This window comes from Sphingopyxis sp. KK2 (assembly GCF_001990265.1).
Classification (GTDB): Bacteria; Pseudomonadota; Alphaproteobacteria; order Sphingomonadales; family Sphingomonadaceae; genus Sphingopyxis.
Genome location: NZ_LYVN01000139.1, coordinates 1 through 10,267, shown reverse-complemented (window position 1 = coordinate 10,267; position 10,267 = coordinate 1). Strand labels below are relative to the sequence as shown.

Annotated in this window: 10 protein-coding genes, 2 tRNA genes and 1 pseudogene; 7 read left to right on the top strand and 6 right to left on the bottom strand. The window is 64.2% G+C overall.

From position 1 onward, the window contains the following. From B1A78_RS17880 to thyA, 4 genes are all read right to left on the bottom strand, one after another. Positions 1–209, bottom strand: a 209-nt coding sequence (locus B1A78_RS17880) for a biotin/lipoyl-containing protein (RefSeq protein WP_306171658.1), incomplete at its 3' end; no start/stop codon positions are given. A gap of 4 nt (positions 210–213) precedes the next feature. After that, positions 214–1,218 (bottom strand): alpha-ketoacid dehydrogenase subunit beta, encoded by a 1,005-nt coding sequence (locus tag B1A78_RS17875; RefSeq protein WP_077148265.1) that lies wholly within the window; start codon positions 1,216–1,218, stop codon positions 214–216. Between the two features lie 17 nt (positions 1,219–1,235). Beyond that, positions 1,236–2,531, bottom strand: a complete 1,296-nt coding sequence (locus B1A78_RS17870) for a 3-methyl-2-oxobutanoate dehydrogenase (2-methylpropanoyl-transferring) subunit alpha (RefSeq protein ID WP_077148263.1) — start codon at positions 2,529–2,531, stop codon at positions 1,236–1,238. Positions 2,532–2,624: 93 nt separating this feature from the next. Then, positions 2,625–3,584: a thymidylate synthase gene (thyA, locus tag B1A78_RS17865; protein ID WP_077148262.1), complete on the bottom strand. Its 960-nt coding sequence runs from the start codon at positions 3,582–3,584 to the stop codon at positions 2,625–2,627. Between the two features lie 103 nt (positions 3,585–3,687). Between thyA and B1A78_RS17860 the strand changes: the two genes are divergently transcribed. Then, positions 3,688–4,116 (top strand): JAB domain-containing protein, encoded by a 429-nt coding sequence (locus tag B1A78_RS17860; protein ID WP_077148261.1) that lies wholly within the window; start codon positions 3,688–3,690, stop codon positions 4,114–4,116. Positions 4,117–4,227: 111 nt separating this feature from the next. Beyond that, positions 4,228–4,304 (top strand) — tRNA-Pro (locus tag B1A78_RS17855). A gap of 182 nt (positions 4,305–4,486) precedes the next feature. On the opposite strand, the gene B1A78_RS17850 is transcribed toward B1A78_RS17855, so the two are convergent. Next, positions 4,487–5,365, bottom strand: coding sequence for an N-formylglutamate amidohydrolase (locus B1A78_RS17850; RefSeq protein WP_083734283.1), 879 nt, complete (start codon positions 5,363–5,365; stop codon positions 4,487–4,489). Between the two features lie 135 nt (positions 5,366–5,500). Between B1A78_RS17850 and cpdR the strand changes: the two genes are divergently transcribed. Together cpdR and B1A78_RS17840 are read left to right on the top strand one after the other, a co-directional pair. Further along, positions 5,501–5,878, top strand: coding sequence for a cell cycle two-component system response regulator CpdR (cpdR, locus tag B1A78_RS17845; protein ID WP_077148260.1), 378 nt, complete (start codon positions 5,501–5,503; stop codon positions 5,876–5,878). 71 nt (positions 5,879–5,949) lie between these two features. Further along, positions 5,950–6,024 (top strand) — tRNA-Val (locus B1A78_RS17840). 43 nt (positions 6,025–6,067) lie between these two features. Here the strand turns inward: B1A78_RS17840 and B1A78_RS17835 are convergent. Next, entirely contained in the window at positions 6,068–6,859 is a 792-nt protein-coding gene (locus B1A78_RS17835; RefSeq protein ID WP_077148259.1) for an SDR family oxidoreductase, read from the bottom strand. A 103-nt stretch (positions 6,860–6,962) separates the two neighbouring features. Between B1A78_RS17835 and B1A78_RS17830 the strand changes: the two genes are divergently transcribed. From B1A78_RS17830 to B1A78_RS17820, 3 genes and pseudogenes are all read left to right on the top strand, one after another. Continuing rightward, complete coding sequence (locus B1A78_RS17830) at positions 6,963–7,829, top strand: alpha/beta fold hydrolase (protein WP_077148258.1); 867 nt, start codon at positions 6,963–6,965, stop codon at positions 7,827–7,829. Positions 7,830–7,931: 102 nt separating this feature from the next. Further along, positions 7,932–9,935, top strand: a complete 2,004-nt coding sequence (locus B1A78_RS17825; RefSeq protein ID WP_083734282.1) for a multicopper oxidase family protein — start codon at positions 7,932–7,934, stop codon at positions 9,933–9,935. Between the two features lie 78 nt (positions 9,936–10,013). Beyond that, positions 10,014–10,267 (top strand): annotated as a pseudogene (locus B1A78_RS17820) (energy transducer TonB); the annotation flags it as partial.

Below are 10,267 nucleotides of genomic sequence, written 5' to 3'. Positions count from 1 at the left end.
ATCGGAATCAGGTCGCCGACCTCGCCCGCCAGTTCGACGACGATCCCCGACACCGGCGATTCCATTTCGACGGTTGCCTTGTCAGTCATCATGTCGGCGAGTTGCGCGTCTTCCTCGACGCGCTCGCCGATCTTCACATGCCAGGCGACGATTTCGGCCTCGGCGATGCCTTCGCCGATGTCGGGCAGGCGGAATGAATAGCGAGCCATGGCGTCAGTCCTTCAAAATCTTGGTGAGCGCGGTCGCGATGCGCACCGGGCCGGGGAAATAGGCCCATTCGAGGCTGTGCGGATAGGGCGTGTCGAAGCCCGTGACGCGTTCGACCGGCGCCTCGAGATGGTAGAAGCAGCGTTCCTGGACGAGCGCGGCAAGTTCGGCGCCGAAGCCCGAGGTGCGCGTCGCTTCGTGGATGATGAGGCAGCGCCCGGTCTTTTTCACCGACGCCTCGATCGCGTCGATGTCGAGCGGCAGCAGCGTGCGCAGGTCGATGATCTCGGCGTCGACGCCCATTTCCTCGACGATCGTCTTGGTGACATGGACCATCGTGCCATAGGCGAGGATGGTGAGCGCCTCGCCTTCGCGCACCGTCGCGGCCTTGCCCAGTTCGATGCGATAATGCCCCTCGGGCACCGCGCTCGCCTCATGCTTCGACCAGGGTTCGACCGGGCGGTCGTAGTAACCGCTGAACGGACCGTTGTAGATGCGCTTGGGCTCGAGGAAGACGACGGGGTCGTTGTCCTCGATCGCCGCGATCAGCAGGCCCTTGGCGTCGTAGGGGTTCGACGGGATCACCGTTTTCACGCCGCAGATATGCGTCATGATGCTTTCGGGCGACTGGCTGTGCGTCTGGCCGCCGAAGATGCCGCCGCCGAAGGGCGTACGCACCGTCATCGGGCAGATATAGTCGTTCGCCGAGCGATAGCGCAGCCGCGCCGCTTCGCTGACGAGCTGGTCGAGCCCCGGATAGATGTAATCGGCGAACTGGATTTCGGGCACCGGGCGCAGCCCATAGGCCCCCATGCCGACCGCGACGCCGATGATGCCGCATTCGTTGATCGGCGTATCGAAAACGCGGGTCTTGCCATGCTTTTTCTGCAAGCCCGCAGTCGCGCGGAACACGCCGCCGAAATAGCCGACGTCCTCGCCCATCACCACGGTGTTGGGGTCGCGCTCGAGCATGACGTCCATGGCGCTGTTGATCGCCTCGATCATGTTCATGGTCTTGGTCTCGGCCATCATTCGGGCTTCCAATTGGGGCCGAACTTGGCCTCTTGCTCGGCGAGCATCTGATCGCATTGTTCCTTGAGATGCCAGGGCATCTCCTCGAATACGTCCTGGAACATCGTCTCGAACGGCTGGTGCATGCCATGACCCAAAATACCGAGCTTTTCTGATTGCTTCTGGGTCGTCTTGACCAGATCGTCGAGTTCGGTGCGCTGCGCTTCGTGCCGCGCCTCGTTCCATTCGCCGAGCGTGACCAGATGCTGTTTCAGCCGCGCGATCGGATCGCCGAACGGCCAGATCGTCGGCTCGTCCGACGGGCGATAGGCGCTCGGATCGTCCGAGGTGCTGTGGCCCTCGCTGCGATAGGTGAAATGCTCGATCAGCGTCGGACCATTGTTGGTGCGTGCGCGATCGGCCGCCCACTGCGTCGCGGCATAGACCGCAAGCGGGTCGTTGCCGTCGATGCGCAGGCCGGCGATGCCGTAACCCACGGCACGCGCGGCAAAGGTCGTGCGCTCGCCGCCGGCAAAGCCTGAAAAGCTCGAGATCGCCCACTGGTTGTTGACGACGTTGAAGATGACCGGCGCGTTATAGACAGTCGCGAAGGTCAGCGCCGAATGGAAGTCGCCCTCGGCCGACGAGCCTTCGCCGCACCACACGGTCGCGATGCGGCTGTCGCCCTTCGACGCCGAGGCCATCGCCCAGCCCACCGCCTGAGGATATTGGGTCGCGAGATTGCCCGAGACGCTGAAAAAGCCATGTTCGGGCGCCGAATACATGATCGGGAGCTGACGCCCGAGCAGATGGTCGCCGCGGTTCGAATAGATCTGGTTCATCATCTGGATCAGCGGATAGTCGCGCGTGATCAAAATGCCCTGCTGGCGATAGCTGGGGAAACACATGTCGGAGCGGTCGAGCGCCATGGTCGAGGCGACCGAAGTGGCCTCCTCGCCGGTACATTTCATATAGAAGCTGGTCTTGCCCTGCCGCTGCGCACGGAACATCCGATCGTCGAAGGCGCGGACGAGCATCATGTAACGGAGCATCGCGCGCAGCCGCTCGGGCGCGATCTTCGGGTCCCAGGGCCCTTTCGCCTGCCCGTCGAAATCGAGCACGCGGACAAGGCCGTAGCACATGTCGCGCATCGCATCGGGCTTGCTGTCCTCGCTGGGACGCGGCGTCGCGCCGACCTCGGGCACCACGATGTCGCCGAAGTCGGGGGTGTCGCCGGGGCGATAACGTGGTTCGGGAATATGGAGCGACAACGGCGGCAAGTTGCTCGCCGGCCGGCTATCCGACTCAGGCATATCTTCTTCCCTTCGGACGCGAATCGAGCGCCTAGTTATATTTCAACGTGACGACATATTATTTCGGTCGCCATAGGAATGCAACGGCGGCCCTCAGACCGCGACAGGCGCGGAAATATGCGCTTGCGGCGCATAATCCTCGACCGCGAAATCCTCGAACCGATAGTCGAAAATGCTCGAAGGCCGGCGAAGGATGCGCAGCTTCGGCGCGCCGCCGGGAATGCGCGACATCTGTTGTTCGACGAGGTCGGCGTGATTGAGGTAAAGATGCACGTCGCCGCCGGTCCACACCAGCTCGTGCGCGCGCAGCCCCGCCTGCTCGGCAACCATGCGCGTCAGCAGCGCCGCTTCGAAGACGTTGAACGCGAACCCGAGCCCGAGATCGCACGAGCGCTGGAAGAGCAGGCACGACAGCCCGCCGTCGCTGCGGACATGGAACTGATAGGTCATATGGCACGGCGGCAGCGCCATGCGATCGAGGTCGGCGACGTTCCAGCCGGTGAAGATATGGCGGCGCGACCCGGGATTATTCTTCAGCGAATCGATCAACGCCGCGATCTGGTTATGTCCCTGCTCCGCCCGGCGAAACAGCCCATCGCCCGCCGATTCGTAGCGCGGCCAGTTGACCCACTGGTGACCATAGACCGGCCCCAGATCGCCCCACTGGGCGGCGAAATTATCGTCGGCGATAATGCGCGCTTCAAAATCCTCGGCGCTGATGCCCTCGCCGCTCGCCTTGCGATATTTTTCGAGCGGCCAGTCGGTCCAGATCTTCACGCCTTGGGCCACCAAAGAACGGATATTGGTGTCGCCGGTGAGGAACCACAGCAATTCGCGCAGCGCGGTCTTCCAATAGACGCGCTTGGTGGTGAGCAGCGGGATCGCATCATCCTTCAGCGAGAATCGCATCGTCTCGCCGAACAAGGAACGCGTTCCAACGCCGGTACGATCGACACGTTCGTCGCCCTCGACCCAGATGCGGCGCATCAGGTCGAGATATTGCAGTTCATAATGGATGGACTCAGGCAAGATTCGCTCCCGGCTTTGGCTCATTGCTAGGCTTCGCGAGGCAAGGCGGCAAGACTCGCCCCCGATCCTCCATTGCGGGCCAATCCCGGCTTGGGCTTGGCGCTATCGCGGCGCACGAGGGCGCGTCATGACACGATACGACCCCATAGAGGCGCCGGGCGCCGAGCCGGCAGCGCCGGGCTTCATGCCGCGCGCCGAAGAAGACGATCTGGCGCGGCTGCTGCTGCGCCCCTGCTTCCCTTCCGACGCCGAGGCCCTGCTGATCGCCGGATTCGACGCCTTCGACCGCCTGCTGTGCCTCGAACGCGCCGACGGCGACCGCAGCGGACGCTGCGTCATTGCGCCGCCCGTCTGGCGCGCGGCGCTCGATGCGAAACCCGCGCAGATCGTGATGGCGCACAATCATCCGTCGGGAATCGGCCGGCCGAGCGACGCCGACCTGGCGATCACCCGCGAATCCGCCCGATTTCTGGCACTGCTCGGCATAACCCTGTCGGACCATCTGATCTTTACCGCTGAAGGACATTTCAGCTTTTGGCGTGCCGGATTGCTCTAACGACCGCAATCATGGCGAATGTGCCGATTGGCGCTTGAAGTTCGCAAGATGCGCGTCTAGGGGACCGCTCTGCCTTCGCGGCGGCCCCAGCGGCCGTTCGCAAAGATCGGTCGGGGAGTAGCTCAGCCTGGTAGAGCACTGTCTTCGGGAGGCAGGGGCCGGAGGTTCGAATCCTCTCTCCCCGACCAGTTTCTTTTGATATCAACACCCCTTGTAACCTGCGGGCGGAACACCTAGATTGGTTCCACGCCGCTATGGTTTTCCCCCTTTCCATCGCGGCGCAGTGTCCCACCGAAAGGTGCGGGCGCGTCCTCCCTGGACCCTGGCCACCTCGTACTTCGGTACGAGGTGGTTTTTTATTGGGCTTTGGTCACTCGGCCGCCTGCGGCAGCGCGGTATCGCCGGGCCAGGCACGCGCCACTTCCCCCAGCAGGTCATGAAACCAGTCGCTTAGCGGTCCCAGCCGGTCATGGTCGGGCGTGCGATCGCGGCGCAGGTACAGGCTGCGGTCGATTTCGATCTGGACCGCATGCACGCCGCGGTCCGGGCGCCCGTGAGTCCGCACGATATGCCCGCCGGCATAGGGCTGGTTGCGCGACACCGGCACGTCGAGCCGCTCGGCCGCCGCGACCACCGTATCCACGAGCCAGCTGTCGGTGGTGTCGCCGAAGCGGTCACCGATGACGATCCGCGCGCCATGCCCCGCCTGTCCCGCGGGAATCGAGGGCATGCTGTGCAGGTCGATCAATATCGCATGGCCATGGCGTTTGCGCGTCCGCTCGAGCGCGTCGGCGAGCGCGTCATGAAATGGACGGTGGAGCGAATCGAGTCGCCACGCGAGCGACGCGCGGTCGATCGGCCTTTTCCATAGCGGCCCGACGTCGGCGAGCCGCGTCGGCACCACGCCCAGCCCGGCGCGTTCCTTGCGTCCCGGTGCGGCAAATTGCGGCCGCAGCGCCGGCGCGACCTCGCCCGGCGCCATCTGCCCCTCACCGCGGTTGCAGTCGGCGACCGCGCGCGCCCAAAGCGCCTGCACCACCGTTGCCCCCGCCTCGCCCGCGCGCGCCGCGATCAGATCCGACCAGCCATCCTCGAGCCGTTCGAGTTCGGGCCGCGTCGCGCGCGCAGCAGCGAGCAATTCGGGCGGGTAGATGCGTCCCGCATGCGCCACCGATACCACTACAGGGATCGCCCCGGCATCGGGACCGATCACCGAAATGGCATCGAGCGATGGAAAGAAGCGCGCCATCGGCAAGGGGTGGCAAAAATCGGTCGGGGAATCCAGCGCGACCTGATTTTGTTAAGTTTGTGGCGCTATGGGACGGTTTCGACGTATAAGGTGTCCGGTGGGCGCCGCCGAGGGACCAGGGGGGCTATTATCCGCATGATTCGCATATTGCTGGCCGAAGATGACGACGTGATGCGCGAGTATCTCGCGCGGGCGCTGACTAGCGCCGGCTATCACGTCACTGCGGTCGACCGCGGGACCGAGGCGGTACCCTATATCGATTCGGGCACCTTCGACCTGCTCTTGTCGGACATCGTCATGCCCGAAATGGACGGGATCGAACTGGCGCAGCACACCGCGAAGGTCGCGCCGCAGACGCAGGTCATGTTCATCACCGGATTCGCCGCAGTTTCACTGCGCGCCGAGGAAAATGTGCCGCAGGCGAAGCTGCTGTCGAAGCCGTTCCACCTCAAGGATCTGGTGCGCGAGGTCGACAATCTTTTCGGCCGCGCCGACCGGTCGCATCAACAATAAGGACGCTTGCCCACGCGAAGGGGTTGCCAAGCCGCGCGAGGGCCTATAGGGGGCGCGTCACCCCAAGGGATGGGCGTGTAGCTCAGTGGTAGAGCACTGTGTTGACATCGCAGGGGTCGCAAGTTCAATCCTTGCCACGCCCACCATTAAAAAGGCCGCCACCCCAACGGGTTGGCGGCCTTTTTACGTTCAGGCCATGCCCTTTGCCAAATCGCCGCGCGACGCGTCGCCGATCTGGCTGCCGCCGTCGCAGTCGAGGATCGTGCCGGTGATATAGGCCGCCGCCGGGCTGCACAGGAACACCGCCGATTCGGCGACCTCCTCGATCTCGCCCCAGCGCTTCATCGCGATGCGGTCGAAATGCGACTGGCGCGTCGCGGCGTCGGGCGCGAGGCGTGCCATGCCCTCGGTCCCCGCGATCGGGCCGGGTGAAATGCCGTTCACGCGCACCTCGGGGCCCCATTCGAGCGCGAGCACGCGGATCAACTGGTTGATCCCCGCCTTTGCCGCACAGGCATGTGCCTGCAGCGCCGAGGCATTGATCGCCTGCCCCGCGGTGATCGCGATCAGCGACGCGCCGGGGCGGTTGAGCAGGTCGTGGCAACCGCGAAAGACGTTGAAGGTGCCGTTGAGATCGATGTCGACCACGGTGCGGAACGCGTTCGCCGACATGCCGAGCACCGGCGCGAGGAAATTGCCCGCGGCGCCCGAAATCACGATGTCCATCGGCCCGAATTTATCGACGACATTTTCCATCACCCCGCGAATCGCGGCATAGTCGCGAACGTCGCCCGACAAGCCGATCGCGTCATGGCCGATTTCGGCGGCGGCGCGCTGCGCCTTTTCGGGATCGCGCCCCGCGACCGCGACTTTGGCGCCGAGTTCGGCAAAGCGTTTCGCGATGCCGAGGTTGATGCCGCTGGTGCCGCCGGCGACGAAGGCGGTCTTGCCCGCCAGCAGATTGTCCCGAAAACTGCTCATGCTCTTCCTTCTCCCTGTCCTGTTCTCCATTCCCGACCGCATGGGGTTGACGGAATGGAATCGGTGGCCTTTTGAAACGCGACAAGACAGCAAGGATCAGACCATGGCAAGCGGCCCCACCTCGCACAGCTTCATCTCGCAGCGGCTGAAGCTTCACTATGCCGATTGGGGCAATGCCGATGCACCCCCACTTTTGCTGGTCCATGGCGGGCGCGACCATTGCCGCAGCTGGGACTGGGTCGCCGAGACATTGCGCGACCGCTACCATGTCATCGCGCCCGACCTGCGCGGTCATGGCGACAGCGCCTGGTCGCCCGACGGCAATTACGAGATGGGCGCCTTCGTCTATGACCTCGCGCAGCTGATCCACCAGCTCGACCTCGCACCCGTCACGATCGTCGCGCATTCGATGGGCGGCAATATCTCGACGCGCTACACCGGCCTTTATCCCGACAAGGTCCGCAAGCTCGTGTCGATCGAAGGCCTCGGCCCCTCCCCCGCGGTGCAGGAAGAGCGCACCAAGACGCCGTTCGACGAACGCATGCGCCAGTGGATCGAGGACAAGCGCCAGGCCGCAGGGCGTCAGCCGAAGCGCTATGCGACGCTCGACGACGCGCTCGCGCGCATGGCGGCGGAAAACAGCTACCTCACCCCCGAACAGGCGCGGCACCTGACCATCCATGGCATCAACCGCAACGAGGACGGCAGCTGGAGCTGGAAGTTCGACAATTATCTCAACATCTGGACGATCTTCGACATGCCGCAGGAGCAGCTGCACGCGCTGTGGGGCCAGATCAGCTGCCCGACCCTGTTACTCTATGGCGCCGACAGCTGGGCCTCGAATCCCGAAAAGGACGGACGCATCCAATATTTCAACAATGCCAAGGTCATCGAGTTCGAAAATGCGGGGCATTGGCTTCATCACGATCAATTTGACCGCTTCTTGGCCGAACTCGACGCATTTCTGTAAGATACTTAACGGCGCCTTTCCGTTTGGGACCGGGTCTGCATAGACAAGGTTCGTCGATTGCGTCATCATCCGCCCCATGCTCGATCCATGGGGGGATGGAAGATGAGACTTTCGATATCCGTGCTTGCCCTGTCGCTGGCGCTCGCGGCCTCGCCCGCCGCCGCGCTGCAAAATGCCGCCGTCCGCGAAATCGCCAACCCGCCCGAGCTCGAGGCCGAGGGCAAGCCGCCGTCGCTGATGCTCACCGCCGAGGCAGCGCCCGCGTCGCCGACCGACAATCGCCTGCTCGACCTGAAGGTCGAGATGATATCGAGCAAGCTTTATAACCCGAATACCGGTCGCGACGACCGGGTGCTGCTGCGCGGCTATACCGGCAAGGGCATGCTGCCCGACACGCCGCTCGTCTCGCCCGAGATCGAGATCAGGCCGGGCGAGACCGTGCGCATCAGCCTCGACAACCAGTTGCCGGCGGACCCGACCTGCCTCGGCCACCCGGCGAACATGAATATCCCGCACTGCTTCAACGGGACCAACCTCCACACGCACGGGCTGTGGGTCAATCCGGCGGGCAATGGCGACAATGTCCTGCTGTCGATCAATCCCGGCGTGTCGTTCCAATATGAATATAATGTGCCGAGCGACCATCCGTCGGGGACCTTCTGGTATCACACCCACCGCCACGGCTCGACCGCGCTCCAGGTGTCGAGCGGCATGGCTGGCGCGCTGATCATCCGCGGCGATCGCATGCCGACCCCGACCGCCAACGGCGACATCGACACATTGCTGAAAGGCATGCCCGAACGCGTGCTGGTGATGCAGCAGATCCAATACGCCTGTTACGACAAGGCAGGCACGATCCAGAAGAACAAGGACGGATCCTATCTGTGCAACCCCGGCGACGTCGGCGAAATCCGCAACATCGACGATTTCGGGCCGGGCAACTGGGGCACGACGGGGCGCTACACCTCGTTCAATGGCGTCGTGATGCCGACCTTTCGCGCGACGCAGGGCGTCGTCGAACGCTGGCGGATGATCCATGGCGGGGTGCGCGACACGATCAAGCTGACCTTTGCCAATCGGCTCGACAACAAGGTGCTGAAACTCGGCGCGACGCCCGCCGAGATCGACAAATTCATCGAGAGCAGCTGCGCCAAGGACAGCCTGCCGATCCAGTTGATTGCCGCCGACGGGCTGACGCTGGCGCAGGGACAGGCGAGCCGCGGCACGGTGTTCCAGCCCGGCTATCGCTTCGACGCGCTCGTCGCCTTTCCCGAGGCCGGGCTATATTGCGTGCTCGACATGCCGAACAGCGAATCGGGCAGCCTCAACCGCGACGCGCTCGGGCGCAAGCTGATGGGCTATGTCGAGGTCGCGAAGGGCACGCCCTTCACCATCAATCCCAAGGCCTATGTCCGCGCCCAGCTGATCGACCGTGCCAGGACGCTGATGCCGGGCAACATGCGCGATGCGGTGGCCGCCTCGCTGACCGACGAAATGAAATTCACCCAGTTCGTCCCGCATCCGACGATCGGGGACGACGAACTGACCGGCACGCAGGAATTGACCTTTCGCATCGATATCAACGGACCGACGCAATTCGAGGTCGGCAACACGCTGAACAGCGCCGACACCCGGCCTTATGATCCGGCCCGCATCGACCGCCAGCTACCGCTCGGCGGGGTCGAGGAATGGACGCTGCAATCGCATTTCGTCAGCCATCCCTTCCACATCCACGTCAATCCGTTCCAGATCGTGTCGATCACCAACCCCAGGGCGAAGAACCCCGACGGCAGCCTGATCGACCTCAGCCTGCCCGGACAGGCCGACATCCCCGACCCGGCCGACGGTCAATATGCGGGACTGCACGGGGTGTGGAAGGACACTTTGTGGATCAAAAGTCTGTTCGCGGCGCCGGGCGAAGCGCCGCCAGGCGACATCTACACGGTCAAGGTCCGCACGCGGTATCAGCGCTACATCGGCGAATATGTGCTCCACTGCCACATTCTCGACCATGAGGACCAGGGGATGATGCAGAATGTCGAAGTGGTGCTGCCGCAGGCGCCGTTCGGCAAGGGCAATCCGGCTGTGATGCACGGCAGCCACTGATCGCGGTTCATCGCCGCCTCAGGCGGTATCGGCTAGGGCGACATCCGCCGGACCGCTCGTCCGGCGCGCAGGGATGCCATGGCCTATTCGGGACGATTGCCGCACCATCAGCGGGGGATTGCCGCCGCCGCGACGCTGCTTGTGGCCGCGCTCGCCGGCTACGGGCTGATTGCAGGGCTCGGGCTTTCGGTGCCGACGCTGGTGCACGAGGCGATCAGCGCGATCGCCCTGCCCGCACCGACGCCGCCTGACCCGCCCGCCACTGCGTCGGAAAAAACCGCCGACAAGCCATTGGGCGCCGCATCGGCCGCCAATCGCGGCCGCGCCGAAGC

Excerpts from the sequence above, each read along its gene's own strand:
- B1A78_RS17850 (WP_083734283.1), bottom strand. The coding sequence starts at position 5,365 with ATGGCGCGCTTCTTTCCATCGCTCGATGCCATTTCGGTGATCGGTCCC.
- B1A78_RS17830 (WP_077148258.1), top strand. The coding sequence starts at position 6,963 with ATGGCAAGCGGCCCCACCTCGCACAGCTTCATCTCGCAGCGGCTGAAG.
- B1A78_RS17835 (WP_077148259.1), bottom strand. The coding sequence starts at position 6,859 with ATGAGCAGTTTTCGGGACAATCTGCTGGCGGGCAAGACCGCCTTCGTC.
- cpdR (WP_077148260.1), top strand. The coding sequence starts at position 5,501 with ATGATTCGCATATTGCTGGCCGAAGATGACGACGTGATGCGCGAGTAT.
- B1A78_RS17870 (WP_077148263.1), bottom strand. The coding sequence starts at position 2,531 with ATGCCTGAGTCGGATAGCCGGCCGGCGAGCAACTTGCCGCCGTTGTCG.
- B1A78_RS17860 (WP_077148261.1), top strand. The coding sequence starts at position 3,688 with ATGACACGATACGACCCCATAGAGGCGCCGGGCGCCGAGCCGGCAGCG.
- B1A78_RS17825 (WP_083734282.1), top strand. The coding sequence starts at position 7,932 with ATGAGACTTTCGATATCCGTGCTTGCCCTGTCGCTGGCGCTCGCGGCC.
- B1A78_RS17875 (WP_077148265.1), bottom strand. The coding sequence starts at position 1,218 with ATGAACATGATCGAGGCGATCAACAGCGCCATGGACGTCATGCTCGAG.
- thyA (WP_077148262.1), bottom strand. The coding sequence starts at position 3,584 with ATGAGCCAAAGCCGGGAGCGAATCTTGCCTGAGTCCATCCATTATGAA.